The 24,388-nt window shown below is 63.3% G+C and carries 27 protein-coding genes; 26 read left to right on the top strand and 1 reads right to left on the bottom strand.

Going from position 1 to position 24,388, the window contains the following annotated elements; all coding sequences use genetic code 11:
- The first annotated feature begins 54 nt into the window (after nucleotides 1–54).
- The 25 genes from ndhC (at nucleotide 55) to OPU69_RS07125 (ending at nucleotide 21,883) form a co-directional block, all read left to right on the top strand.
- A complete protein-coding gene (ndhC, locus tag OPU69_RS07245) occupies nucleotides 55–420 on the top strand; it encodes an NADH-quinone oxidoreductase subunit A (protein ID WP_060979695.1) in 366 nt (121 codons plus the stop codon).
- The gene (locus tag OPU69_RS07240; RefSeq protein WP_230962368.1) at nucleotides 390–983 is read left to right on the top strand and encodes a NuoB/complex I 20 kDa subunit family protein; all 594 of its coding nucleotides are present in this window, start codon (nucleotides 390–392) and stop codon (nucleotides 981–983) included. Before ndhC ends, OPU69_RS07240 begins: the two co-directional genes overlap by 31 nt.
- 47 nt (nucleotides 984–1,030) lie before the next feature.
- Entirely contained in the window at nucleotides 1,031–1,765 is a 735-nt protein-coding gene (locus OPU69_RS07235; RefSeq protein WP_060979693.1) for an NADH-quinone oxidoreductase subunit C, read from the top strand.
- Nucleotides 1,765–3,000, top strand: a complete 1,236-nt coding sequence (locus tag OPU69_RS07230) for an NADH-quinone oxidoreductase subunit D (protein WP_060979692.1) — start codon at nucleotides 1,765–1,767, stop codon at nucleotides 2,998–3,000. The genes OPU69_RS07235 and OPU69_RS07230 overlap by 1 nt, the downstream gene beginning before the upstream one ends.
- Nucleotides 3,001–3,026: 26 nt before the next feature.
- A complete protein-coding gene (locus OPU69_RS07225) occupies nucleotides 3,027–3,332 on the top strand; it encodes a nuclear transport factor 2 family protein (protein ID WP_060979734.1) in 306 nt (101 codons plus the stop codon).
- On the top strand, nucleotides 3,332–4,003 hold the full coding sequence (gene nuoE / locus OPU69_RS07220) for an NADH-quinone oxidoreductase subunit NuoE (RefSeq protein ID WP_498510050.1): 672 nt from the start codon (nucleotides 3,332–3,334) through the stop codon (nucleotides 4,001–4,003). The genes OPU69_RS07225 and nuoE overlap by 1 nt, the downstream gene beginning before the upstream one ends.
- Nucleotides 4,000–4,170: a hypothetical protein gene (locus OPU69_RS07215; RefSeq protein WP_167348228.1), complete on the top strand. Its 171-nt coding sequence runs from the start codon at nucleotides 4,000–4,002 to the stop codon at nucleotides 4,168–4,170. Before nuoE ends, OPU69_RS07215 begins: the two co-directional genes overlap by 4 nt.
- Nucleotides 4,167–5,468, top strand: a complete 1,302-nt coding sequence (nuoF, locus tag OPU69_RS07210; RefSeq protein ID WP_060979690.1) for an NADH-quinone oxidoreductase subunit NuoF — start codon at nucleotides 4,167–4,169, stop codon at nucleotides 5,466–5,468. Before OPU69_RS07215 ends, nuoF begins: the two co-directional genes overlap by 4 nt.
- A complete protein-coding gene (locus OPU69_RS07205) occupies nucleotides 5,465–6,100 on the top strand; it encodes a hypothetical protein (RefSeq protein ID WP_498510047.1) in 636 nt (211 codons plus the stop codon). Before nuoF ends, OPU69_RS07205 begins: the two co-directional genes overlap by 4 nt.
- Nucleotides 6,101–6,209: 109 nt before the next feature.
- The gene (nuoG, locus tag OPU69_RS07200; protein ID WP_498510045.1) at nucleotides 6,210–8,228 is read left to right on the top strand and encodes an NADH-quinone oxidoreductase subunit NuoG; all 2,019 of its coding nucleotides are present in this window, start codon (nucleotides 6,210–6,212) and stop codon (nucleotides 8,226–8,228) included.
- Entirely contained in the window at nucleotides 8,225–9,268 is a 1,044-nt protein-coding gene (gene nuoH, locus OPU69_RS07195; protein WP_060979687.1) for an NADH-quinone oxidoreductase subunit NuoH, read from the top strand. Before nuoG ends, nuoH begins: the two co-directional genes overlap by 4 nt.
- 5 nt (nucleotides 9,269–9,273) lie before the next feature.
- Nucleotides 9,274–9,753 (top strand): NADH-quinone oxidoreductase subunit NuoI, encoded by a 480-nt coding sequence (gene nuoI, locus OPU69_RS07190; RefSeq protein ID WP_066275282.1) that lies wholly within the window; start codon nucleotides 9,274–9,276, stop codon nucleotides 9,751–9,753.
- 107 nt (nucleotides 9,754–9,860) lie between these two features.
- Complete coding sequence (locus tag OPU69_RS07185; protein ID WP_060979686.1) at nucleotides 9,861–10,475, top strand: NADH-quinone oxidoreductase subunit J; 615 nt, start codon at nucleotides 9,861–9,863, stop codon at nucleotides 10,473–10,475.
- Between the two features lie 46 nt (nucleotides 10,476–10,521).
- Nucleotides 10,522–10,827 (top strand): NADH-quinone oxidoreductase subunit NuoK, encoded by a 306-nt coding sequence (gene nuoK / locus OPU69_RS07180; protein WP_017671024.1) that lies wholly within the window; start codon nucleotides 10,522–10,524, stop codon nucleotides 10,825–10,827.
- Between the two features lie 5 nt (nucleotides 10,828–10,832).
- The gene (gene nuoL / locus OPU69_RS07175) at nucleotides 10,833–12,830 is read left to right on the top strand and encodes an NADH-quinone oxidoreductase subunit L (protein WP_498510042.1); all 1,998 of its coding nucleotides are present in this window, start codon (nucleotides 10,833–10,835) and stop codon (nucleotides 12,828–12,830) included.
- A 1-nt stretch (nucleotide 12,831) separates the two neighbouring features.
- Complete coding sequence (locus tag OPU69_RS07170; RefSeq protein WP_060979684.1) at nucleotides 12,832–14,373, top strand: NADH-quinone oxidoreductase subunit M; 1,542 nt, start codon at nucleotides 12,832–12,834, stop codon at nucleotides 14,371–14,373.
- Nucleotides 14,373–15,836, top strand: a complete 1,464-nt coding sequence (gene nuoN, locus OPU69_RS07165; protein WP_498510040.1) for an NADH-quinone oxidoreductase subunit NuoN — start codon at nucleotides 14,373–14,375, stop codon at nucleotides 15,834–15,836. The genes OPU69_RS07170 and nuoN overlap by 1 nt, the downstream gene beginning before the upstream one ends.
- Nucleotides 15,833–16,543 (top strand): biotin--[acetyl-CoA-carboxylase] ligase, encoded by a 711-nt coding sequence (locus OPU69_RS07160; protein WP_498510038.1) that lies wholly within the window; start codon nucleotides 15,833–15,835, stop codon nucleotides 16,541–16,543. The genes nuoN and OPU69_RS07160 overlap by 4 nt, the downstream gene beginning before the upstream one ends.
- Nucleotides 16,544–16,575: 32 nt before the next feature.
- The gene (locus OPU69_RS07155) at nucleotides 16,576–17,352 is read left to right on the top strand and encodes a type III pantothenate kinase (RefSeq protein ID WP_060979682.1); all 777 of its coding nucleotides are present in this window, start codon (nucleotides 16,576–16,578) and stop codon (nucleotides 17,350–17,352) included.
- Between the two features lie 4 nt (nucleotides 17,353–17,356).
- Nucleotides 17,357–19,027 (top strand): ribonuclease J, encoded by a 1,671-nt coding sequence (locus OPU69_RS07150; protein ID WP_060979681.1) that lies wholly within the window; start codon nucleotides 17,357–17,359, stop codon nucleotides 19,025–19,027.
- Between the two features lie 35 nt (nucleotides 19,028–19,062).
- Nucleotides 19,063–19,341, top strand: coding sequence for a DUF1467 family protein (locus OPU69_RS07145; protein ID WP_060979680.1), 279 nt, complete (start codon nucleotides 19,063–19,065; stop codon nucleotides 19,339–19,341).
- Between the two features lie 169 nt (nucleotides 19,342–19,510).
- On the top strand, nucleotides 19,511–19,678 hold the full coding sequence (locus OPU69_RS07140; protein WP_155645733.1) for a hypothetical protein: 168 nt from the start codon (nucleotides 19,511–19,513) through the stop codon (nucleotides 19,676–19,678).
- A gap of 160 nt (nucleotides 19,679–19,838) precedes the next feature.
- Entirely contained in the window at nucleotides 19,839–20,048 is a 210-nt protein-coding gene (locus OPU69_RS07135; protein WP_031317999.1) for a cold-shock protein, read from the top strand.
- Nucleotides 20,049–20,181: 133 nt separating this feature from the next.
- Complete coding sequence (locus tag OPU69_RS07130) at nucleotides 20,182–20,688, top strand: hemerythrin domain-containing protein (RefSeq protein WP_060979678.1); 507 nt, start codon at nucleotides 20,182–20,184, stop codon at nucleotides 20,686–20,688.
- Nucleotides 20,689–20,758: 70 nt separating this feature from the next.
- Entirely contained in the window at nucleotides 20,759–21,883 is a 1,125-nt protein-coding gene (locus tag OPU69_RS07125) for an ATP phosphoribosyltransferase regulatory subunit (RefSeq protein WP_498510034.1), read from the top strand.
- Here OPU69_RS07125 and OPU69_RS07120 read toward each other — a convergent pair.
- Nucleotides 21,880–22,899: an alpha/beta hydrolase gene (locus OPU69_RS07120; RefSeq protein ID WP_498510032.1), complete on the bottom strand. Its 1,020-nt coding sequence runs from the start codon at nucleotides 22,897–22,899 to the stop codon at nucleotides 21,880–21,882. The two genes, OPU69_RS07125 and OPU69_RS07120, sit on opposite strands and share 4 nt — an antisense overlap.
- Before the next feature lie 188 nt (nucleotides 22,900–23,087).
- Between OPU69_RS07120 and OPU69_RS07115 the strand changes: the two genes are divergently transcribed.
- A complete protein-coding gene (locus OPU69_RS07115; RefSeq protein ID WP_066275431.1) occupies nucleotides 23,088–24,377 on the top strand; it encodes an adenylosuccinate synthase in 1,290 nt (429 codons plus the stop codon).
- The last annotated feature ends 11 nt before the right edge of the window (nucleotides 24,378–24,388 follow it).

Below are 24,388 nucleotides of genomic sequence, written 5' to 3'. Positions count from 1 at the left end.
GCGGTCCGCTGGCCTAAAGACGCCGCAAGCAACACGCACGAATGGGACGCGCGCATGGCCGAATATCTGCCGATCCTGCTGTTCCTGGCGGTCGCTCTGCTCTTGTCGGTGGCGTTTGTCTTCCTGCCGATCGGAGTGTCGCGGCTCACAGGAGCGCACAAACCGACTGTCGCCAAGCTGAGCGAATATGAATGCGGCTTTCCCGCGTTCGAGGATTCGCGCAGCCAGTTCGACGTCCGCTTCTACCTCGTCGCCATTCTGTTCATCATCTTCGATCTCGAAGCCGCGTTCCTGTTCCCCTGGGCAGTCTCGCTCGAACAGATCGGCTGGGCCGGCTGGCTCACGATGATGGTGTTCCTCTTCGAACTGGTCATCGGCCTGATTTACGCATGGAAAGTGGGAGCACTCGATTGGGAGTAAATCCGCAAAATCCGGCGCTCGTCACCGGCACTTCCGGCGCGGTCGTTCCGCCTGCCGGTACGCTGCCTGACGCCGGTTTCTTCAACGACATCAACGCCGAGGTTTCGGACAAGGGTTTCCTCGTCACGTCGACCGAAGAGCTGTTCCAATGGGCGCGCACCGGTTCGCTCTGGTGGATGACCTTCGGTCTGGCCTGCTGCGCGGTGGAGATGATCCACGTCAACATGCCGCGCTACGACATGGAGCGCTTTGGCGTCGCGCCGCGCGCCTCGCCGCGCCAGTCCGACGTGATGATCGTCGCGGGGACCCTCTGCAACAAGATGGCCCCGGCGTTGCGCCGCGTCTATGATCAGATGTCCGAGCCGAAATACGTGATTTCGATGGGCAGCTGCGCCAATGGCGGCGGCTATTATCATTACAGCTATTCGGTGGTGCGCGGCTGCGACCGCATCGTTCCGGTGGACATCTATGTCCCCGGCTGCCCGCCGACCGCCGAGGCTCTGCTCTACGGTGTGATGCAGTTGCAGCGCAAGATCCGCCGGGTGGGCACGATCGAACGCTGATTTGAGTGAAGGGCCTGCTGTGGAGGCGGGCCGGTTAAGGGACGCACATGGGACATTCGGCGCCACGCTATGCCGTTCTCGATGGCTTGGGCGATGCTGTCGCCGCCACGCTGGGCAACCGGCTGCTGGCGACGCGCTTCACCCAGGGCGAATATTGCTTCACCGTCCGCCGCGAGGCGGTGGCGGAGGCACTCGACCTGCTGCGTGACGTGCACGAGTATCAACAGCTCATGGAGATCGCGGGCGTCGATTACCCGGATCGCGCAGAACGGTTCGAGGTGGTCTATTGCTTGCTCAGCCTGACGAAGAACCACCGTATCCGCGTCGCGTGCACGACCGACGAGGACACCCCGGTGCCGACCGTCACCCATATCTGGGAGGTTGCCGGCTGGCTCGAGCGCGAGGTGTACGACATGTACGGCGTGATCTTTGCCGGAAACCAGGACCTGCGCCGCATCCTCACCGATTACGGTTTTCGTGGTCATCCCTTCCGCAAGGACTTCCCGCTCACCGGCTATAGCGAGATGCGCTATTCGGAAGAGCAGGGCCGGGTAGTCTACGAGCCGGTGAAGCTGGCGCAGGACTTCCGCAATTTCGATTTCACCTCGCCCTGGGAAGGTGCGGATTACGTGCTGCCGGGCGACGAGAAGTCGCTGGGTGGTCCGCCGCCTTCGGCCACCCCGAAGACTACCGACAAGCCGGCGGACACCGGTGCGGGCGCGGCTGCCAACAAGGAAGCCGCCAAGCCCAGCGAGAATGCACCCAAGGAGGATAAGGCGTGATGGCCGAGTCGCTTCAGGACATGACAGTCGATGGTCTGGTCGAACAGGATTCGACCACCGGCGATCTGGAAATCCAGAATTACACGATCAATTTCGGACCTCAGCACCCGGCGGCGCACGGGGTGCTGCGCATGGTGATGGAGCTCGATGGCGAGATTGTCGAGCGCATCGATCCGCATGTCGGTCTGCTCCACCGCGGCACCGAAAAGCTGATCGAGTACAAGACGTATCTGCAGGCGCTGCCTTATTTCGACCGGCTCGATTACTGCTCGCCGCTGGCGATGGAGTACAGCTATGTGCTCGCGATCGAGAAGCTGCTGAACCTCGAGGTTCCGCTGCGCGCCCAGTATCTGCGCGTGCTGTTCGCCGAACTGACCCGCATCTGCAATCACATGCTCAATCTCGGTGCGCATGTGATGGACGTGGGCGCGATGACGCCCAACCTGTGGCTGTTCGAAATCCGCGAGGACTGTCTCAACTTCTTCGAACGCGCGTCGGGCGCGCGCATGCACAGCGCCTGGTTCCGCCCCGGCGGCGTGCACCAGGATGTGCCGCTCAAGCTGCTCACCGATCTCGCCGACTGGCTCGACACCTTCCCCAAGCTTTTCGAGGATTCGATGAGCCTGGTGGTCGACAACCGCATCTTCAAGCAGCGCAATGTCGATATCGCCGTGGTGTCGAAGGACGATGCGGTGCGCTGGGGCTTTTCGGGCCCGATGATCCGCGGCAGCGGCATTCCCTGGGACCTGCGCAAGTCGCAGCCCTATGACGTGTACGATCGCATGGAATTCGACGTGCCCGTCGGCACGCGCGGCGACTGCTATGACCGGTTCATGGTCCGCGTCGAGGAAGTGCGCCAGTCCGCGCAGATCATGCGCCAGTGCCTCAACGAGATGCCCGAAGGGCCGATCGCCTCGCTCGACCGCAAGGTCGTTCCGCCCAAGCGCGGCGAGATGAAGCAGTCGATGGAAGCGCTGATCCACCACTTCAAGCTCTATACCGAAGGCTTCCATGTGCCGGCGGGCGAGGTCTATGTCGCGACCGAAAGCCCCAAGGGCGAATTTGGCGTCTATCTGGTCAGCGACGGCACCAACAAGCCCTATCGCTGCAAGATCCGCCCGACCGCGTTTTCGCACCTGCAAGCCATGGAGTTCATGAGCAAGGGGCACATGCTGTCCGACGCGACCGCCATTCTGGGCGCGATCGACGTTGTGTTCGGGGAGTGCGACCGGTGATCGAACGGTTGGCCGTGGCAGAGGCGATGATTGCGCATTACAACGCGCAGGACGCTGATGCCTATGTCGCGCTGATGACCGAGGATGCCTGCGAGGCAGGCTATCGCGGTGCAGTGCTGCGCGAGGGACGCGAAGGCGTGCGGGCAGGGCTCAAGGCGATGTTCGCCGAGTTTCCGCAAAACCGCGCGGAAATCCTGTCCGGCCATCTGCTCGGCGAGACGGTGGTCCTGCACGAGAAGGTCTCGCGCTCGGCCGATGCCGAGCCGTTCGAGGTCATGTCGATCTACAGTTTTGAAGGCGACAAGGTGTCGCGCGTGGAGTTTGTCCGCTGATGGCTGACGCAGCCCATATCCCCGATGAAGCCGAAACCCGCGCCCGCTGGGGCGGTTTTGCATTCACCGACGAGAATCTCGCCAAGGCGAGGACGATCATCGCGCGCTATCCCGAAGGGCGCCAGCGCAGCGCGGTGATGCCGCTGCTCGATCTCGCCCAGCGACAGGTGGGTGCGGAGACGCAGACGCAAGGATGGCTGCCGGTCCCGGTGATCGAATATGTCGCCGCGATGCTCGATATGCCGTATATCCGGGCCTACGAGGTCGCGAGCTTCTATACGATGTACAATCTCGCGCCGGTGGGCCGCTATCATGTGCAGGTATGCGGCACCACGCCGTGCCTGTTGCGCGGTTCGGACGATGTGATGGCCGCCTGCGCCAACAAGGGGCTCGTCAAGGGCAAGACGACGCCCGACGGCCTGTTCACGCTGACCGAGGTAGAGTGCATGGGCAATTGCGCCAATGCGCCCATGGTGCAGATCAACGACGACAATTTCGAGGATCTGGATTACGATCGCACGATCGGCATCCTGGAAGCCTTGGCAGCCGGCGAGAGCCCCAAGCCGGGCACCCAGATTCCAGGCCGTCATACCAGCGAACCCGAAGGCGGGCCGACCACGCTCAAGCAGATGGTCGATGCCAATCATGACTATCGGGGTGAATGGGGATGACGACGCCGGTCAAGGCCGGGGTTCCGCTGCTCGGCATCATCTTTCTGGCGCTGGCGATCTTCAAGTTCGTCCAGGGCGACGGATGGGTGGTCTGGGCGATTTTGGCGTTTTTGTTCGGCGGTTTCGGCATTTTCAGCCGCAGCCGTTCTGGAGGTAATCAGTCGTGAGTCTCGCTGACAAGGATCGCATCTTCACCAATGTCTACGGGTTCCAGCCCTGGAACCTGAAGGCAGCCGAGGCGCGTGGCGACTGGGACAAGACCAAGGACCTGATTGCCTGGGGCCAGGACAGGATCATCGAGGAAGTGAAGGCATCGGGCCTGCGCGGACGCGGCGGTGCGGGCTTCCCCACCGGCATGAAGTGGAGCTTCATGCCCAAGGAATCGAAGGACGGCCGTCCGAGCTTCCTGGTCATCAACGCCGACGAATCCGAGCCCGGCAGCTGCAAGGACCGCGAGATCCTGCGTCACGACCCGCACAAGCTGATCGAGGGCGCGCTGATCGCCGGTTTCGCGATGCGCGCGCGCGCGGCCTATATCTATGTGCGCGGGGAATATATCCGCGAGGCCGAAGTGCTGCAGGCCGCGGTCGACGAGGCCTATGAGGCTGGGCTGATCGGCAAGAATGCCGCCAAGTCGGGTTATGATTTCGACGTGTTCGTCCATCGCGGTGCGGGCGCCTATATCTGCGGCGAAGAGACCGCGATGATAGAGAGCCTCGAGGGCAAGAAGGGCCAGCCCCGCCTGAAGCCGCCGTTCCCGGCAGGCGCAGGCCTCTATGGCTGCCCGACCACGGTCAACAATGTCGAATCGATCGCGGTCGTGCCGACGATTCTGCGCCGCAGCGCGGCCTGGTTCGCCAGTTTCGGTCGCGAGAACAACAAGGGGACCAAGCTGTTCCAGATCAGCGGGCATGTCGAAAAGCCCTGCGTGGTCGAGGAAGCGATGAGCATCCCGTTCCGCGAACTGATCGAAAAGCATTGCGGCGGCATTCGCGGCGGTTGGGATAATCTGCTGGCGGTGATCCCCGGCGGATCGTCGGTGCCGCTGGTGCCGGCAGCCCAGATCATTGACGCACCGATGGATTTCGACGGTCTCAAGGATGTCGGATCGGGTCTCGGCACTGCCGCGATCATCGTCATGGACAAGTCCACCGACATCGTCCAGGCGATCAGCCGGCTCAGCTATTTCTACAAGCATGAGAGCTGTGGCCAGTGCACGCCGTGCCGTGAAGGCACCGGCTGGATGTGGCGCGTCATGGAGCGCATGCGCACCGGCGATGCCGATCTCAGCGAAATCGATACGCTTTACGAAGTCACGAAACAGGTCGAAGGGCACACCATCTGCGCTCTGGGCGATGCCGCCGCCTGGCCCATCCAGGGCCTGATCCGGCATTTCCGCCCCGAGATGGAACGCCGCATCATCGAGAAGCAGGGCACTGGTTCAATGATGGAGGCTGCAGAATGAGGACGTTTGCAAAGGCGACACTGGCCGTGCTGGCCATGGCATCGATGACGGCTCCGGCGCTGGCGACCGGCGCTGGCTGGTGGAACATGCCTGACGAGGCGGTCAAGACCGCGCTCAAGCGCAACGCGCTGGGCGGGGCGGATACGATGCGCGCCTTTGCCCTCTGTGCGGTCAAGCGGAACCCCAAATATGTCGAGGCGCTGCTGGCCACGACCCAGGGCAGCCTGGAAGAGCGGGCCGCTTCGCGCAGCCTGACCCAAGCCAATTTCGATTGCATGCCGTCGGGCGAGTTCACGCTGGGCGGTCTTTCGGTGCGCGGCAGCCTTGCCGAAGCGATGTTCTGGACGCGCTATGCCGACGCCAATGTCGACGCGCTGAAGGTGCGCAGCGACGAGAAGGGCGAGAAGGAGCGGTTTGCAGACTGCGCAGCCGATGGCAGCTTGGACGAGGTTCGTGCGTTGATCGCCACCGCGCCCAAGAGCAAGGATGAGAGCGAGGCGCTCAATGCGCTGATGCCGCGTCTGCGCGATTGCATCGCAAAGACCAGCTTCAGTTCGATGGACAATGCCTCGGCGCGCTCGCTCATGGCAGAGTCGCTGTATCGCGCGGCCAAGCGCGGTGCGGTGAGCTGATCGATGCTGCTGGGCGGTGCGATCCTGATCAAAACCCGCGGCGTGCGCAATCACGCCGCCTCTGCATTGTACGACCGGGCGCTGGCAGCGTCCGGTGGTGGAGACAAGAATGCCTAAGCTTACCGTCGACGGGATCGAGGTCGAAGTCCCCCAGGGGGCGACCGTGCTGCAGGCCTGCGAGGCCGCCGGCAAGGAAATCCCGCGCTTCTGCTATCATGAACGGCTGAGCATTGCCGGCAACTGCCGCATGTGCCTGGTCGAGGTGAAGCCCGGACCGCCCAAGCCGCAGGCCAGCTGCGCGCTGCCCGCGATGGACAATCAGGAAGTTCGCACCAACTCGGACATGGTGAAGAAGGCGCGCGAAGGCGTCATGGAATTCCTGCTGATCAACCATCCGCTCGATTGCCCGATCTGCGATCAGGGCGGCGAGTGCGACCTGCAGGACCAGTCGGTCGCCTATGGCCGCGGCGGATCGCGCTATGACGAGAACAAGCGCGCCGTCACCGAAAAGTACATGGGTCCCATCATCAAGACGGTGATGACCCGGTGCATCCACTGCACCCGCTGCGTGCGCTTTGCCGAGGAAGTGGCCGGCACCGAGCAGATCGGCGCGATCGGTCGCGGCGAGAACATGCAGATCACCAGCTATCTGGAAAAGGCGGTCTCGTCCGAGCTTTCGGGCAATGTCATCGACCTGTGCCCGGTCGGTGCGCTCACGTCTCGCCCTTACGCTTATGAGGCGCGTCCGTGGGAGCTCAAGAAGACGCTCGGCATCGACGTGATGGACGCGGTCGGCACCAATATCCGCTTCGACAGTCGGGGCAGGGAAGTGCTGCGCGTGCTGCCGCGCGTCAATGACGACGTCAACGAGGAATGGGCGCACGACAAGACCCGCTATGCGGTCGATGGCCTGATGCGTCGCCGTCTCGACCGACCCTATGTGCGCCGCGAAGGCAAGCTCGTCCCGGCAAGCTGGGCCGAGGCGTTCCAGGCAATCGCCGACGTGAACGCTGGCTCCAGCGTCGCCGCTGTTGCTGGCGACCTGCTCGACTGCGAAACCATGTTCGCCGCGCGCGAACTGCTGGCGACAATGGGCTCGACGCTGATTGAAGGCCGCCAGACCGGCCTGAAATATGATGTTTCGAATCTCGCTGCGGTCAATTTCAACTCGACGCTGAACGGCATCGAGACCGCCGACGCGATCCTGCTCGTCGGCACCAACCCGCGCTGGGAAGCGCCGCTGGTCAACACGCGCATCCGCAAGGCGATCAAGCACGGTGCCAAGGTTTTTGGTATCGGCGCCGAGATCGACCTGACCTACAAGGTCGAATGGCTGGGCAATGACATGGGTCTGCTGGCGAAGCTGCCCGGTGCGGTCGCCGAGGCACTGAAGGGGGCGAAGCGCCCCGCGATCATTCTGGGCGGTGGCGCGCTTGGCGTCGAGGGCGCGCATGGCGCGGCGCTGGCGCTGGCAGAGAGTTTCAATCTGGTCCGCGACACCGAAGACGGTCCGTGGAACGGCTTCAACGTCCTGCACATGGCGGCTTCGCGCATGGGCGGACTGATGCTGGGCTGGGCGCAGCCGGGCGGCATTGCCGATCTGGTCGCAGCCAAGCCGAAGCTGCTGTTCGCGCTGGGCGCGGACGAGGTCGACTTCACCAAGTTCGACGGCAGCTTCAAGGTGTTCGTCGGCCATCATGGCGACAAGGGCGCGGCGGCAGCGGATGTCATCCTGCCCTCAGCGGCTTACCCTGAAAAGAACGGCACCTATGTCAACGTCGAGGGCCGGGTGCAAATGAGCGACAAGGCCGTGTTCGCGCCGGGCGATGCCCGCGAGGACTGGTCGATCCTGCGCGCGCTGTCCGAAGTGCTGGGTCACAAGCTGCCATTCGACAGCTTTGCCGAATGCCGCGCGGCGATGATCGCAGCGGTCCCGGCGCTCGGTGTCGAAGGGTTGGCAACCTACGAATGGTCCCCGCCCAAGCTCGCCGCCAGCCCCTCGGGCGAGGTCGGCTATCCGATCAAGGATTTCTATCTCACCAACGCCATCGCGCGCGCCTCTGCGACGATGCAGCGCTGCTCGGCCGAACTGCTGCACGGCGAAGACATGCTGGAGGCCGCAGAATGACCGAGTTTTTTCAGTCCGCATTGGGCACCGGCTGGGGCTGGTTCGTCGCCAATCTCATCCTGATCCTGCTCATCGCGCTTCCGGTGATGCTCTCGGTCGCGATCGTCATCTATTTCGATCGCAAGATCTGGGCGGCGATGGCGCTTCGGCGCGGGCCGAACGTTGTCGGCCCCTTCGGCATCCTGCAGAGCTTTGCCGATGCGGCCAAGGTGTTCCTGCAGGAAACGATCATTCCCTCGAGCGCCAACAAGGGCCTGTTCCTGCTCGCGCCGATCATCACCTTCACCGTGGCGCTCTTGAGCTGGGCGGTGATCCCGTTCGACCAGGACATGGTGCTGGCAGACATCAATGTCGGGCTGCTCTACATTCTCGCGGTGAGCTCGCTCGGCGTGTACGGCGTCGTGATCGCCGGCTGGGCGTCCAACTCCAAATATCCTTTCTTCTCGGCGCTGCGTGCGTCGGCGCAGATGATCTCTTACGAGGTCTCGATCGGCTTCATCATCGTGACCGTGGTGCTGTGGACTGGCAGCTTCAACCTCAACGCGATCGTCGAGGCGCAGCGCGGTCATGGCCTTGGCTTCATCAACTGGTACGGGTTCAACCTGCTGCTCTACCCGATGGCGGTGATGTTCCTGATCTCCTCGCTGGCCGAAACCGCGCGCGCGCCGTTCGACCTCACCGAAGCGGAGAGCGAGCTCGTCGCAGGCTATCAGACCGAATATTCGTCGATGGCGTTTGCGCTGTTCTGGCTGGGCGAATATGCCAACGTGCTGCTGATGTGCACGCTCAACGCGGTGCTGTTCTGGGGTGGCTGGCTGCCGCCGTTCGAATGGGAGCCGCTTTATGCCGTGCCCGGCATCGTGTGGCTGATCATCAAGATTTCCGCCTTTTTCTTCATCTTCAGCTGGGTCAAGGCCACCGTTCCCCGGTACCGCTATGACCAGCTGATGCGGCTGGGCTGGAAGGTGTTCCTGCCCATCTCGCTGCTGTGGATTTTCCTGGTGTCGGGTTACCTGATGCTGACGAAATACGGGGTCTGATTACCATGTTGCAGACGATCAAGGCGTTCACGCTCTATGAGTTCGTGAAGGCCCATGCGCTGACGCTGAAATATTTCTTCAAGCCCAAGGCGACGATCAACTATCCGTTCGAGAAGAACCCGCTGAGCCCGCGTTTCCGCGGCGAGCATGCGCTGCGTCGCTATCCCAACGGCGAAGAACGTTGCATCGCGTGCAAGCTCTGCGAAGCCGTGTGTCCGGCCCAGGCGATCACGATCGAGGCCGAGCCGCGCGAGGACGGATCGCGGCGCACCACGCGCTACGATATCGACATGACCAAGTGCATTTATTGCGGTTTCTGTCAGGAGGCATGCCCGGTCGACGCGATCGTCGAGGGACCGAATTTCGAATATGCGACGGAAACCCGCGAGGAGCTGATCTACGACAAGGGCAAGCTTCTTGAGAATGGCGACAAATGGGAACGAGCCATTGCCGCCAACCTTGAAGCCGATGCCCCTTATCGTTAAGGCGCACTCGAATTCGATTCACGCACGGTCCTGATGTCCGCTGGGAGAGGCGGACAGGGGCCTGACACAAGACCAGCTCGATTGGGCGCATCGGGGGCTGTAAAGCTTTGATCCAGATTTTTGCCTTTTATCTGTTCGCGTCGGTGGTGATCGCCAGCGGTGCGTTCACGATCCTCGCGCGCAACCCGGTGCACTCGGTGCTCTGGCTTATCCTTGCGTTCTTCAATGCCGCAGGCCTGATGGTGCTGATCGGCGCGGAATTCATCGCGATGCTGCTCGTCATCGTCTATGTCGGCGCGGTCGCGGTGCTGTTCCTGTTCGTCGTGATGATGCTCGACATCGACTTTGCCGAGCTGCGCGGCGGCTTCATGAAGAACCTGCCGCTGGGCCTCGCGCTCGCCGCGGTGTTCCTCGCCGAGCTGGTGTTCGGCATCGGCGCGTATCAGGCGGGCAATATTGCGCTCGGCGAGCATGCACTGAACCCGGCGCGCATGGGTGCGAGCAACATCCAGGCGGTCGGTGAGCTGCTCTACACGCGCTACATATTCCTGTTCGAAAGCGCCGGCGTCGTGCTGCTGGTCGCCATGGTCGGTGCGATCGTGCTGACCCACCGCAAGCGCGCTGGCGTGCGTCCGCAGAATATCGGCTCGCAGGTCCGTCGTCGGCCCGAAGACGCGACGCGCAACACCCAGCCTGCTGTTGGCCAGGGGGTTCAGCTATGATCCTTCGACAAGCTCAGGATGAGCGGCAAAAAGGAGCTTCGCGGCCATGATCGGTATCGAGCATTATCTGGTGGTCAGCTCCATCCTGTTCGTGATGGGCGTGCTGGGTATCTTCCTGAACCGCAAGAACGTGATCATCATCCTGATGGCGATCGAGCTCATCCTGCTCGCGGTGAACATCAACCTCGTCGCGTTCAGCGTTTTCCTCGGCGACATGGTGGGTCAGGTGTTCGCTATGTTCGTGCTGACCGTCGCCGCCGGCGAAGCGGCCGTCGGCCTCGCGATCCTCGTCATCTATTTCCGTGGCCGCGGCACGATCGCGGTTGACGATATCAACCAGATGAAGGGTTGAGGCACATGAGCATTACCCTCATCGTCTTCCTGCCGCTTCTGGCAGCGATCATCGCGGGCCTGGGCAACCGCATCATCGGCAATGTCCCGGCCAAGCTGGTGACGACCGCCGCCCTGTTCGTAGCCTGCGGCCTCAGCTGGCCGATCTTCCTCGGCTTCCTTTCGGGCAGCAGCACCGAATATGTCGTGCCGGTCCTGTCCTGGCTGCGCTCGGGCGATCTGCAGTTCGACTGGGCGCTGCGCATCGACACGCTGACCGCCGTAATGCTGGTCGTCGTGACCTCGGTTTCGGCGCTCGTTCACCTGTATAGCTGGGGCTATATGGACGAGGATCCCGATCAGCCGCGCTTCTTCGCGTATCTCTCGCTGTTTACCTTCGCCATGCTGATGCTGGTGACCGCCGACAACCTCGTCCAGATGTTCTTTGGATGGGAAGGTGTGGGCCTCGCCTCGTACCTGCTGATCGGCTTCTGGTTCCGCAAGCCGAGCGCCAATGCCGCCGCGATCAAGGCGTTCGTCGTCAACCGCGTCGGTGACCTCGGCTTCATGATGGGCATTTTCGGCACCTTCCTGGTGTTCGGCACCGTCTCGATCCCCGCGATCCTTGAAGCGGCGCCTGGCATGGCGGGTTCGACCATCGGCTTCCTGGGTGGCCGTTTCGATCTGATGACCGTGCTGTGCCTGCTGCTGTTCGTCGGCGCTATGGGCAAGTCGGCGCAGCTCGGCCTGCACACCTGGCTGCCCGACGCGATGGAAGGCCCGACCCCGGTGTCGGCGCTGATCCATGCCGCGACTATGGTGACCGCGGGCGTTTTCATGGTCTGCCGCCTGTCGCCGATGTTCGAGACCAGCCCGACCGCGCTGACCGTCGTGACCGTCGTCGGTGCCTGCACCGCTCTGTTCGCGGCGACCGTCGGTCTGGTGCAGACCGATATCAAGCGCGTCATCGCTTACTCGACCTGTTCGCAGCTGGGTTACATGTTCTTCGCGGCGGGCGTCGGCGCCTATGGTGCGGCGATGTTCCACCTGTTCACCCACGCCTTCTTCAAGGCGCTGCTGTTCCTCGGCGCTGGCTCGGTCATCCATGCGATGCACCACGAGCAGGACATGCGCTATTATGGCGGCCTTCGTAAGCACATCCCGCTGACCTTCTGGGCGATGATGGCGGGCACGCTCGCGATCACCGGCGTCGGTATCGTCGGCGTCGCAGGCTTTGCCGGCTTCTATTCGAAGGACGGCATCATCGAAGCTGCGTTCGCGAGCGGAACCCAGGTCGGCCAGTTTGCCTTCACCATTGGCGTGTTCGCAGCACTGCTGACCAGCTTCTACAGCTGGCGCCTGATCTTCCTCACGTTCTTCGGCACGCCGCGCTGGATCGAATCCGAGCATATCCAGCACAGCGTTCACAAGACCCCGGCCCAAGCGGGCGCGGACACGACGGGCGGCTATCATCCGCACGAAAGTCCGCTGCCGATGCTGATCCCGCTGGGCGTGCTCACCGTGGGCGCGGTGGCTGCCGGTTTCGTCTTCCACCATGCGTTCATCGATGCCGAGCATGGCGCGGCGTTCTGGAACGGCAGCCTGTTCTTCAACGCGCACCTGATGCACGAGATGCACGAGGTTCCGCTCTGGGTGAAGCTTGCCTCGACCGTGGCGATGCTGATTGGCCTGCTGACCGCGATTCTGATGTATCTGGTGAACGCCAGCCTTCCGGCCAGGCTCGCGACCGCGCTGTCGCCGCTCTACCGCTTCTTCCTCAACAAGTGGTATTTCGACGAGCTGTACAATCACATCTTCGTCAAGCCGAGCTTTGCGCTGGGCCGCTTCTTCTGGAAGGTCGGCGACGAGGGCACGATCAACCGCTTCGGCCCCGATGGTGCCGCAGTGCTGGTCACGTCGGGCAGCCGCATCGCGATGAAGCTGCAATCGGGTTTTCTCTACAGTTATGCGCTGGTGATGCTGCTGGGCCTTGTGGCCGCGCTGACCTGGCTGATGGTGCGCTGACATGAACGAACTGGGCTTTCCTATCCTGTCGCTGATGCTCGCCGTGCCGATGGTTGCGGCTATCGCCTGCCTGTTCGTCAGCGCGCAGGCTGCGCGCTGGATCGCGCTGCTCGCGACGCTGATCGATCTGGTGCTCGGCATCGTGCTGTGGATGCATTTCGATATCGGCGGCGCACAGTGGCAGTTCGTCGAGAAGGCGGCGCTTTTCGACCGCTTCAGCTGGGCGCTGGGCATCGACGGCATCGCGCTGATGCTCATCATGCTCTCGGTTTTCCTGATGCCCATCTGTATCGGCGCGAGCTGGGAAGCGATCGAGACGCGCGTCGGCGAATACATGGCCGCGTTCCTGCTGATGGAAGTGCTGATGATCGGCGTGTTCGCCGCGCAGGACATCTATCTGTTCTACATCTTCTTCGAGGCCGGCCTGATCCCGATGTACCTGATCATCGGCATCTGGGGCGGTGCGAACCGCATTTACGCGTCGTACAAGTTCTTCCTCTACACGCTGCTCGGATCGGTGCTGATGCTGATCGCGATGTTCTGGATGGTGAACGAGGCGGGCACGTCGGACATCCCGACGCTCATGGCCTATGACTTCCCGGTCGAGGCGCAGGCCTGGCTGTGGCTCGCGTTCTTCGCCAGCTTTGCGGTGAAGATGCCGATGTGGCCGGTGCACACCTGGCTGCCCGATGCGCACGTGCAGGCCCCGACCGCAGGCTCGGTGATCCTCGCCGGCGTGCTTCTGAAAATGGGCGGCTATGGCTTCATCCGCTTCTCGCTGCCGATGTTCCCGGAAGCCTCGGTCGATTACATGTGGCTCGTCCTCGCGCTGTCGATGGTCGCGGTGGTCTATACCTCGCTGATCGCCCTGGTGCAGAGCGACATGAAGAAGCTGATCGCCTATTCGTCGGTCGCGCATATGGCGATCGTCACCGTCGGCCTGTTCGCGTTCAATCGCCAGGGGCTCGAAGGTGCACTGGTGGTGATGCTCAGCCATGGTCTGGTCTCGGGCGCGCTGTTCTTGTGTGTCGGCGTTATCTACGACCGACTGCACACCCGCGAGATCGATCGCTATGGTGGCCTTTCGATCAACATGCCGCGCTATGCGTTGCTGTTCCTGCTGTTCACCATGGCCTCGATCGGCCTGCCGGGCACCAGCGGCTTCGTCGGCGAATTCCTCTCGCTGGTCGGCGTCTACGAGGTGTCGAGCTGGGCCGCGATCGTCTGCACCACGGGCATCATCCTGGGCGCGGCCTACATGCTCTATCTCTATCGCCGCGTGGCCTATGGCGTGATCAAGTCCGATGACGTTGCCGCCATGCCCGATCTCAACAAGCGCGAGATTGCGCTGCTTCTCCCCATCGCGCTCGTCGTGCTGTGGATGGGCGTTTACCCCGAAAGTTTCATGGCGCCGATGCGCAAGGATGTGGGTGCGCTCGAAGCGCGGCTCGCCTCGGTCAAGCCTGCGGGTGACGCGCAGGTGAAGATGGGCAAGGCGCCTGCGCTGATGCCCGCCGCCCATGCTGAAAAAGGCCATCACTGATGAATTACGAACTTTGGTTCCAGCTGGCCTCGCCGGAAATCGTCCTTAGCCTCTCCAGCCTTTTCCTGCTGCTGATCGCGGCTTGGGGCGGCGTGCAGTCGTCGCGGCTGGTGAGCGTGCTGACCGTAGTCGCTCTGTTCGGCGCACTCGCGCTGTCGTTCAACTTCCTGCTGAACCCGTCGTTTGCTGAAGGCGCCGACGCGTTTTACGGCCAGTACCGCATGGACCGCTTCGCCTCGCTGTCGAAGATACTGGTGTTCCTTTCGGCGATCGGCTGCATCATCGTTGCGCCCAAATTCTTCGCGCGCGGCAATCTGATGCGCCCCGAATATCCGATCCTCATCCTGTTCGCGTCGATCGGCATGGGGCTGATGGTCTCGGCGGTCGATCTGCTGACGCTCTATGTCGGGCTCGAGATGCAGAGCCTTGCCGCCTATGTGCTGGCAAGCTTCCTGCGCAGCGACGATCGCTCGGCAGAAGCGGGCCTCAAATATTTCGTGCTCGGCGCGCTGGCGAGCGGCATTCTGCTGTTCGGCATGTCGCTGCTCTACGGCTTTACCGGGACGACCAGCTTTATCGGCATCCAGACGGCGTTCACCGATGGCGTGTCGACCGGCGCACTGTTCGGCATCGTCTTCGTGCTGTCGGGCCTGGCGTTCAAGATCAGCGCGGTGCCTTTCCATATGTGGACGCCCGACGTCTATGAAGGCGCGCCGACCCCGGTGACGACTTTCTTTGCCACCGCCCCCAAGGTCGCCGCCATGGCGCTGACCATGCGCGTTGCGATCGAGGCGTTCGGTGGCCAGCAGGCGGTGTGGCAGCAGATCGTGATCTTCGTGGCGCTCGCCTCGATCATCCTCGGCGGTGTCGCGGCGATCGGTCAGCAGAATATCAAGCGCCTGCTCGCTTATTCGTCGATCAACAATGTTGGCTTCATCCTGATCGGCCTCGCCACCGGCACGCCCGAAGGCGCGTCGGCGATGATGACCTATCTCATCATTTATGTCGCGATGACGCTGGGCAGCTTCATCTGCGTTCTCGACCTGAACGATCGCGAAGGCCGCCCGGTGGAAGAGATTGCCAAGCTTGCCGGACTGTCGAAGACGCGTCCGGGCCTGGCAGCGGCGCTCGCCGTGTTCATGTTCAGCCTGGCGGGCATTCCGCCGCTGTTCGGCTTCTGGGGCAAGTTCGTGGTGTTCGACGCTGCGGTCGCTGCCGGGCTGATCCCGCTCGCCGCGATCGGTATCGCGCCCTCGGTGATTGGCGCGTTCTATTATCTCAAGGTCGTCAAGGTCATGTATTTTGACGAACCTGCCGACGTCATCGCGCCCAGCGATTCCGCCGCGCGCATGGCGCTGGTGACGCTGACCGCTCTGTTCGTGTCGCCGCTCGGCTATTTCGCCACGCTCGCTCTCAGCCCGGTCACGGCAGGCGCAGCCAAGGCACTGTTCTGGGCAGCGTGATCGAAACGGTCGCGCTGACCGGCTCCACCAATGCCGACATGATGGCGCGCGCCGATGCGGGCGCGCCCGAGGGTCTGTGGCTGCGTGCCGAGCAGCAGGACGGGGGCAGGGGGCGGCTCGGCCGGCAATGGCTGAGCCCGATCGGCAATCTTTACTGCAGCACGCTGGTTCGGTTGCGCCGCGACGATCCGCCCGCGCACCTGCTCGCCTTCGTCACCGCGCTCGCGGTGCATGATACCGTGCTGCAGATCCTGCCCGATTGTGGCGCGCGGCTGAAATGGCCCAATGACGTGCATGTCGAAGGCGCCAAGCTTGCAGGCATCCTGCTCGAGCGGCGAGCCGATGCGGTCGTGGTCGGGATCGGCATGAATGTCGCGCTCGCCCCGGATGTTCCGGGACGCAAGGTTACCTGCCTGCGCGATCTGGGCGCCATGGCGCAGATCGATGCGGCTGCAGTCATCGAGCTGCTTGCCGATCGGTTCGCTGCCCGCCTCGCGCAATGGCGTTCGGTGACGTCTGCAACGCTGCTTGATGTCTGGTGCGCCGCCGCGCATAAGCCCGGCGAAGCGATGGCGGTCCAGCGCGGAACTGATGATCGCCTGGAAGGGGTTTTCGATGGCCTCGCCGCCGATGGCGCATTGCGACTGCGCCTGGCCGACGGTCGATCGGAGACGATCAGCGCCGGAGATGTCGATCTTGTCGGTTGATACCACAGGGTTTCTAACGAGGGGTGTGCGAAATGCTGCTTGCGATTGATGTCGGCAACACCAATGCCGTGTTCGCCCTGTTCAACGGCCGTACGATCAAGGCGCGCTGGCGGATTTCCACCGACCCCCGGCGCACGGCGGACGAATATGCGGTGTGGCTCAACCAACTGCTCGCAATCGAGGGCTTTGTCCGGCAGGACATCGCCAATGTGATCATCTCGACGGTGGTGCCGCGCGCGCTGCACAACTTGCAGATGCTCTCGCGCAAGTATTTCGATGTCGAGCCGCTGGTCGCGGGGGTGGAGCCGGCGGACTGGCGCATCCAGATCGATGTCGATGAGCCGCGCTCGCTGGGGGCGGACAGAGCGGTCAACACGATCGCCGCGCACGCATTGCACCCCGGCGATCTGATCGTCATCGACTTTGGCACCGCAACCACCTATGACGTCGTGGATTATACCGGCGCTTACAAGGGCGGCATCATTGCACCAGGCATCAACCTGTCGCTCGATGCCTTGGTGAGCGCCGCTGCCAAGCTGCCCCGTATCGCCATCGAGATTCCGGATACCGACGGATCGGTGATCGGGCGCAATACCGAAGACCAGATGCAGATCGGCGTCTTCTGGGGCTATGTCGCGATGATGGAAGGGCTGGTTGCCCGGATGCGCGCCGAGATTGGTCGCCCCGCCAAGGTGATCGCCACCGGCGGGCTGGCAGTGCTGTTCGATCGGCACACGACGATATTTGATGCGGTCGAGCCGGACCTGACGCTTCAGGGGCTGGCCATGATCGCCGAAAGGGCTTTTTGACCAGATGACACCCGGTAAAGAATTGTTGTTCCTGGCCCTTGGCGGGTCGGGCGAGATCGGCATGAACGCCAATCTCTATGGCTGTGACGGCAAATGGGTCATGGTCGATCTGGGCATGACGTTCAGCGACCCCGCCTATCCGGGTGTCGAGCTGGTCTTTCCCGATCTGGAATTCATCGAGGAGCGCGCCGAGGATCTGCTCGGGATCGTGCTGACGCATGGGCATGAAGACCATATCGGCGCGCTGCCCTATCTGGCGGCAGACCTGGGCGTGCCGCTGTTCGCGACGCCCTTCACCGCCGATCTGATCCGCCGCAAGCTCGAGGAGCAGGGACTGGTCAACGACGTCACGCTCAATGTCGTCGAGAATGACGGCAGCCTGCAATTGGGCCCCTTCGGCTTCCGCTATCTGCCGCTCGCGCACTCGATTGCCGAGGGCAATGCGCTGTTGATCGACACGCCTTATGGCCGCGTCTTCCACACCGGCGACTGGAAGCTCGATGACGAGCCGCTGATCGGCGTGCCTTCTACCCCGGAAGCGCTCACCCAGCTGGGCGACGAGGGTGTGCTCGCTCTGGTCTGCGATTCGACCAACGTGTTCAATCCGGAAAGCTCGGGCTCCGAAGGCGAGGTGCGCGATGCGCTGATCGCGGCGGTCAAACCGCTGAAAGGTCGTGCGCTGATCACCACCTTCGCCTCGAACGTCGCGCGGCTGCATACGCTGGGCGAGGTGGCGCGTGCGACCAACCGCCAGCTGTGCGTCGCCGGCCGCTCGCTCGATCGCATCATCGCGGTGGCCAAGGCGAACGGCTATCTGCTGGATCTGCCCGAACTCGTCGATTTCGACACCGCCATGGGCCTGCCTCGGCGCGAGATACTGGTCGTGGCGACCGGCGGCCAGGGCGAGCCGCGCGCGGCGCTGGCACGCGTGGCCGAGGGTAATCACCAGATCAAGCTGGAAGAGGGCGATACCGTGCTCTTCTCGTCCAAGGTCATTCCGGGCAACGAAATCGCCATCGGCCGCATCCAGAACCGGCTGGCAGCGGACGGCATCCAGATGATCACCGATCGCCAGGCCGACATTCATGTCTCGGGCCATCCCGGACGTCCCGAGCTTGCAGAGATGTACCGCTGGATCCGTCCGAAGGTGCTGGTGCCGGTGCATGGTGAGATGCGCCACATGGCTGAACAGGCGCGGCTCGGGCTCGAGCTCGGCATACCGCATGCCGTCGTCCAGAAGAACGGCGATCTGGTGCGGCTGGCACCGGGCGAACCCGGCGTGATCGGGCACGAGCGCGCCGGACGGCTGGTGCTGGATGGCGATGTCATCCTGCCCGCCGATGGCCTGACCATGGGGGAGCGGCGCAAGCTGGCGCTGAACGGGCAGGTGAGTGTGGCGGTCGCGCTCGACAGCAAGGGCCGCCTGGTCGGCGATCCGGTGCTGCGTCCGCTGGGTCTGCCGGTCGAGGATGATCTCGACGCCTTCATTGCCGAGGCAGTGGAGGACGTGCGCGAAGCGATTGAAAAGCCCGCTTCAAAGGGCAAGGGCAAGGCGCGGGGACCGCAAACGAGCGATGACGTGCAGGAGGCGATCCGCCTTGCCGTGCGCCGCGCGGCGACCCGCTGGACGGGCAAGAAGCCCGTGGTTACGGTCTTGATGATCGAGGCGGGCTGACCCATTTTGAGCGCGGCCATCAGGGGCATATCGACATGAGCTGGACGAGCATTCTTGCCATCTATCTGCTTTTCTGGGTCATCACGGCCTTTGTCGTGATGCCTTTTGGTGTGCGCACGGCGGACGAGCTGGGTGTCGAGAAAGTGCGCGGCCAGGCCGACAGTGCGCCGGCCAATTTCAAGCCGCTCAAGGTCATGGCGATCACTACCGTGATCTCCGCAGCCGCCTTCGGCCTGTTCTATGCCAATTACATGAACGGCTGGATCGGCCCAGACGATGTGAACATCTTTGGCAAACCCCCGGGAGCGGAATAGGCCATTCGTCGCACAATGCACGATTTCTGCAATTGCCATGCGACTTCTGCAGCATTTGCTGCTATAGCTTCGTCATCGTGCGATCCTGATCCCAAGCCTACGCGCGACTGAGAGACCTGCGGCATCGCTGCTCCACGCTCTTGCTTGTACAGCAAATTGAGCGACAGCCTTGCCCGATATCAATCAGCTCTTCCAGAATCTCCACATCGCGCAACTGCGCGCGCTTTACGCTCCTACCGGCGGCGAGCGCGAGGCGCAGCGCGGGCATGTGCGGCATCATCGTGCGCAATTGCACGTCCACGCTTACCCTCAGCCCGGCAGCTTCCTGCCCTGCTGAAGCCATCGGAGCGTGTCCTTCATGGATGCGCTCTTCTTCCCTCGCAATGGCCGGAGCCGGGCGTTGCAGGGGTCGCAATCGAACTTCCGGCTCCAACCGCGCGGCAAGGATTGTCCACAACATTCGTGGCCTGCCGCGTTCTACTCTTAAGGAAATGACTATGCCTATTGGCACCGTAAAGTTTTTCAACGCCGACAAGGGCTATGGCTTCATCCAGCCCGATGACGGCGGCAACGACGCGTTCGTGCACATCAGCGCGGTCGAAGCGTCGGGCATGCACACGCTCGATCGCGACCAGCGCGTGAACTTCGAGCTGGAACAGGATCGTCGTGGCAAGATGGCGGCTGTGCGCCTGTCTTCGGCAGCCTGATCGTCTGCATTCGGCCTGCGGGGCGGCTCTGCCGCTCCGCAGGCTCGCAGAACCAAGAGCGATCCGCTCGCAATCGTTTACACGGACTTAATATGTCGGTGCTATTGTCAGCTTCTCCTGAAGGAGCCGCTTGATGCTCGACAAGTTTTTGCACGATCACGCCGTGTTGCGGCAGATGGGCGAAAGTCTGATCGCCCTGCTCGACCTTCCTGAAATGCCCGACCCGCAGGAACTGGCGGAAAGACGTTGGCGTCTCAGCAGCCATGTCATGCAGCATCTCGCGCTCGAAGACCGCTATCTTTATGCCAAGCTGCTCAACGACCCACGGCCCGATGTCCGTGCAAAGGGCGAGTGCTTTCAGCAGGAATTGTCCTCGCTGTTCGGCGACTATGTCGAACAGGGCAAATACTGGACGCAGGAGCGCATTGCCGCCGACTGGCATGGATACCGGCACAAGGCCAAGCAGCGCGTCCTGATCATGTTCGCTCGCGTCGACCGCGAGGAGGCCGAGCTGTTCCCGCTGATCGAGGACGCAACGATCGATGCTAGTACGAAGGTGCCGCACAGCACCAACTGGGCGCGCGATGCCTTTGCCATCAAGGATGCGATGGTTAACACGGCGGGCTTCAAAGCCGCCTGATCCTGACTGTCTGATTCCAACCGCCGCTGCACGGTTTTCCCCGCGCCGCTTATCGTCTAAGCGCAGCGGCATGTCTGAAGCGAATCCCGATATCCTTCCCGCAGGTCTCGCCGATCTGCTGCCCCCGCGCGCCGAACAGGCTGCCTGGCTGACCCGCAACGCGATGCAGGTTTTCGCCGCGCATGGCTATGACCGGGTGTCGCCGCCGCTGGTGGAATATGAGCGCTCGCTCGCCACGCGGATGCAAGGCACGGGGCGTCAGCATCTTTTCCGCATGGTCGATCCCTCCTCGATGCGCACGCTCGCCATCCGCTCGGACATTACTGTGCAGGTGGGGCGCGTCGCGACGACGCTGATGGCGTCGGCGCCGCGTCCGCTGCGACTGAGCTATGCAGGGCAAGTGCTGCGGATCGCGTCCGACCAGCTCGCGCCCGAACGCGAGCGGTTGCAGATCGGCGCGGAGCTGATCGGGCATGACAATATCGCCGCCGCGCAGGAGGTGGTGCGGATTGCGATCGAGGCGCTTGTCCAGGCGGGTGCCACCGGCATCACCGTCGACCTGACCTTGCCCGATCTGGTCGATACGCTCGCCAGCAGTGCGTTTCCCTTGCCGCCAGGCATGATCGGAGCGGTCCGGCGCGAACTCGACATGAAGGATGCCGGCGGACTGACTGCGCTGGGCGCGGACGCCTATCTGCCGCTGCTCTACGCTATGGGGCCGTTCGAGGCCGCGATCGACGCACTGGCGGCGATCGATGCCGGCGGCGCGCTGGCCAGCCGCATTCGCGCGCTGCGCGAGATCGCGGCTGCCTTGCCCGACACGGTGACGGTCACGCTCGATCCGACCGAGCGCCACGGCTTCGAATATCAGAGCTGGTTCGGCTTTTCGCTCTATGCCGACGGCTGCCCCGGCGCGCTGGGTCGCGGTGGCACCTATGCCATCCCGAACGGAAAAGGCGGCGAGGAGGTCGCGACCGGCTTCTCGCTCTATCCCGACGCACTGCTCGATCTGGGCGATGTCGGCGAAGCCGCAGGCGCGGGCAAGCTGTTCCTTCCGCTGGGCCATGATCGCGGCACGGCGGCGCGTCTGCGCGCGATCGGCTGGCGTACGGTTGCCGCGATCACCGCCGAGGACGATGCTGCTGCGTTGGGCTGCACGCACCGCCTGATGGGACAGGATACCGTCGCGATCTAGAGGGATTTCAGGAACGCCTCGACCGAACCGGTCTGGGGGTTGCCGGGCTGGCCGAGTTCGCGGTTGATCGTCATGTGCGATTCCCCGTCCACGCCCTCGAGTTGAACCTTCGCGCCGGCCTGTTGCAGCGCTCGGCCCAGCGCATGGGATTGAGCGGTAGCGTCGGCCCGCCTCGAAACGTAGAGGATCAGCCAGCGCGGTGCATTCGGGGCGGCGGCGTGGAGCGTCGGCGACAGCCTGGCCTGGCGGGCCGGTTCGGTGCCGAAGGCGGGCTCGTAGGTGCGCTTGGTCATGAAGCTGCCCTGGCGCATCTGTTCGGCGACGTCATAGGCGGCTCCGTCGAGCAGGATGACGCCGGACAGGTCAGTCATGTCCGGCCCCAGCCATTGCGGATCGGTGCCGACCAGCGCGGAAAGGTGCGCCCCGGCGCTATGGCCCATCAGGACGATCCGGTTGGCGTCGATGCCCAGCGTCGCGGCGTCGCGCTTCAATCGGGCAACCGCAGCGGCGACATCCGCCGCCTGCCGCTCGACCGGCGCTTCGGGCAGCAGGCGATAACCGACCGAGGCGAAGGCCCAGCCTTGCGCGTTGAAGAAATCGGGCTTCTGCTGGACCATGTCCTTGCTGCCCTTGCTCCACCCGCCGCCATGGACATAGACCACGACCGGATAGCCGCTGGCCGGGCGCGCTGTTTCAGGGGAGTAGAGGTCGAGCTTCTGCGCCGCATCGCTGCCATAGGCGATGGTCCGGGCGCGGGCGGTCGTTTCGGCGCTGGTGTCGCTCTGCTGCATGCGCCTGGCCATCGCCTGCATCATCTCGCCCTTGCACGGTTGCGACAGCTGGTCCTTCTTCTCGCGCAGACACTCGCGCATCTCGCCGCGGTTGAAACCGCAGAGCTGCACGACCTCGCGGCGGCATTCGCGCGACAACATGCGTCCGCCTTCGCGCGCCTGTTGCGCCAGTACCGGCGCGATCAGCAGACCCGCGCCCAGAATGACAAGTCCTTTCTTCAGCATGCGTCGTCCTCCAACCCTTGCCTCGAGGCAATTTGCCGCGACCGGTTCGCGAAGGTCCATCCTCGAAGTGCATCAAATTGTATCGCGGATGGGCGCAACGGACTGGACGCCAGCGCCTGGCGTCACTAGGACAGCCCCGCTTTGCGCGTGGCGGCCCCATGCGCTCCACCATCAAAAAGGGTTGGTTTGTGGCCAATGTAACCGTGATCGGCGCCCAATGGGGCGATGAAGGCAAAGGCAAGATCGTCGACTGGCTCGCAGAGCGGGCCGATGCGGTGATCCGCTTCCAGGGCGGCCATAATGCGGGGCATACGCTGGTCATCGGTGAAAAGGTCTTCAAGCTGTCGCTGCTGCCTTCGGGGATCGTGCGCGGCACGTTCAGCGTCATCGGCAATGGTGTGGTGCTCGATCCCTGGGCGCTGCGCGACGAGGTCGAGAAGCTGCGCGGCCAAGGTGTGGAGATCACCCCGGACAACCTCGCGATCGCCGATAATTGCCCGCTGATCCTTCCCTTTCACCGCGATCTCGACGCGCTGCGCGAGGATGCGAGCGGTCAGGGCAAGATCGGAACCACACGTCGCGGTATCGGCCCGGCCTATGAGGACAAGGTCGGCAGGCGGGCTATTCGCGTGTGCGACCTTGCGCATCTCGATGCGCTCGATCCGCAGCTCGACCGGCTGTGCGCGCACCATGACGCGCTGCGCGCCGGGTTCGGCGAACCGCCGATCGACCGTGCCAAGCTGATCGCAGAACTGGCCGAGATCGCGCCGTTCGTGCTCGAGTTCGCGCAACCGGTATGGAAGCGTCTGGGCGAGATCCGCCGTGCCGGCGCGCGCATGCTGTTCGAAGGCGCGCAGGGCGTGCTGCTCGATGTCGATCACGGCACCTATCCCTTCGTAACCTCGTCCAACACCATAACCGGATCGGCCTCGGGCGGCAGCGGCCTGGGACCACAGGCGAGCGGCTTCGTGCTCGGCATCGTCAAGGCCTATACCACCCGCGTCGGATCGGGCCCGTTCCCGACCGAACTCGAGGACGAAACCGGCCAGCGGCTCGGTGAGCGGGGCCATGAATTCGGTACGGTGACAGGGCGCAAGCGGCGCTGTGGCTGGTTCGATGCAACGCTGGTGCGGCAGAGCTGTGCCGTCGCCGGGGTGACCGGAATCGCGCTCACCAAGCTCGATGTGCTCGATGGATTTCCCAAGCTCAAGATCTGCACCGGCTACCGGCTCAACGGCAAGGTTCTGGATTATTTCCCGGCGCACGCGGGCGACCAGGCGGCGGTGCAGCCCATTTACGAGGAAATGGAAGGCTGGCACGAATCGACCGCCGGCGCGCGCAGCTGGGTTGACCTGCCCGCTCAGGCCATCAAGTATATCAAGCGTGTCGAGGAACTGATCCAGTGTCCGGTGGCGCTGGTATCGACCTCACCCGAGCGTGAAGATACCATATTGGTCCGCGATCCCTTCGCGGATTGAGGCAATCCAGG

This window comes from Blastomonas sp. 34TW, assembly GCF_059803595.1.
This window is presented reverse-complemented; position numbering and strand designations above follow the sequence as displayed.

Excerpts from the sequence above, each read along its gene's own strand:
- OPU69_RS07150 (WP_060979681.1), top strand. The coding sequence starts at position 17,357 with ATGACACCCGGTAAAGAATTGTTGTTCCTGGCCCTTGGCGGGTCGGGC.
- nuoE (WP_498510050.1), top strand. The coding sequence starts at position 3,332 with ATGGCTGACGCAGCCCATATCCCCGATGAAGCCGAAACCCGCGCCCGC.
- ndhC (WP_060979695.1), top strand. The coding sequence starts at position 55 with ATGGCCGAATATCTGCCGATCCTGCTGTTCCTGGCGGTCGCTCTGCTC.
- OPU69_RS07135 (WP_031317999.1), top strand. The coding sequence starts at position 19,839 with ATGCCTATTGGCACCGTAAAGTTTTTCAACGCCGACAAGGGCTATGGC.
- nuoH (WP_060979687.1), top strand. The coding sequence starts at position 8,225 with ATGACCGAGTTTTTTCAGTCCGCATTGGGCACCGGCTGGGGCTGGTTC.
- OPU69_RS07205 (WP_498510047.1), top strand. The coding sequence starts at position 5,465 with ATGAGGACGTTTGCAAAGGCGACACTGGCCGTGCTGGCCATGGCATCG.
- nuoK (WP_017671024.1), top strand. The coding sequence starts at position 10,522 with ATGATCGGTATCGAGCATTATCTGGTGGTCAGCTCCATCCTGTTCGTG.
- OPU69_RS07125 (WP_498510034.1), top strand. The coding sequence starts at position 20,759 with ATGTCTGAAGCGAATCCCGATATCCTTCCCGCAGGTCTCGCCGATCTG.
- OPU69_RS07215 (WP_167348228.1), top strand. The coding sequence starts at position 4,000 with ATGACGACGCCGGTCAAGGCCGGGGTTCCGCTGCTCGGCATCATCTTT.
- OPU69_RS07130 (WP_060979678.1), top strand. The coding sequence starts at position 20,182 with ATGCTCGACAAGTTTTTGCACGATCACGCCGTGTTGCGGCAGATGGGC.
- OPU69_RS07155 (WP_060979682.1), top strand. The coding sequence starts at position 16,576 with ATGCTGCTTGCGATTGATGTCGGCAACACCAATGCCGTGTTCGCCCTG.
- OPU69_RS07240 (WP_230962368.1), top strand. The coding sequence starts at position 390 with ATGGAAAGTGGGAGCACTCGATTGGGAGTAAATCCGCAAAATCCGGCG.
- OPU69_RS07230 (WP_060979692.1), top strand. The coding sequence starts at position 1,765 with ATGGCCGAGTCGCTTCAGGACATGACAGTCGATGGTCTGGTCGAACAG.
- nuoI (WP_066275282.1), top strand. The coding sequence starts at position 9,274 with ATGTTGCAGACGATCAAGGCGTTCACGCTCTATGAGTTCGTGAAGGCC.
- OPU69_RS07235 (WP_060979693.1), top strand. The coding sequence starts at position 1,031 with ATGGGACATTCGGCGCCACGCTATGCCGTTCTCGATGGCTTGGGCGAT.
- OPU69_RS07225 (WP_060979734.1), top strand. The coding sequence starts at position 3,027 with ATGATTGCGCATTACAACGCGCAGGACGCTGATGCCTATGTCGCGCTG.
- nuoN (WP_498510040.1), top strand. The coding sequence starts at position 14,373 with ATGAATTACGAACTTTGGTTCCAGCTGGCCTCGCCGGAAATCGTCCTT.
- OPU69_RS07170 (WP_060979684.1), top strand. The coding sequence starts at position 12,832 with ATGAACGAACTGGGCTTTCCTATCCTGTCGCTGATGCTCGCCGTGCCG.
- OPU69_RS07120 (WP_498510032.1), bottom strand. The coding sequence starts at position 22,899 with ATGCTGAAGAAAGGACTTGTCATTCTGGGCGCGGGTCTGCTGATCGCG.
- nuoG (WP_498510045.1), top strand. The coding sequence starts at position 6,210 with ATGCCTAAGCTTACCGTCGACGGGATCGAGGTCGAAGTCCCCCAGGGG.
- OPU69_RS07145 (WP_060979680.1), top strand. The coding sequence starts at position 19,063 with ATGAGCTGGACGAGCATTCTTGCCATCTATCTGCTTTTCTGGGTCATC.
- nuoL (WP_498510042.1), top strand. The coding sequence starts at position 10,833 with ATGAGCATTACCCTCATCGTCTTCCTGCCGCTTCTGGCAGCGATCATC.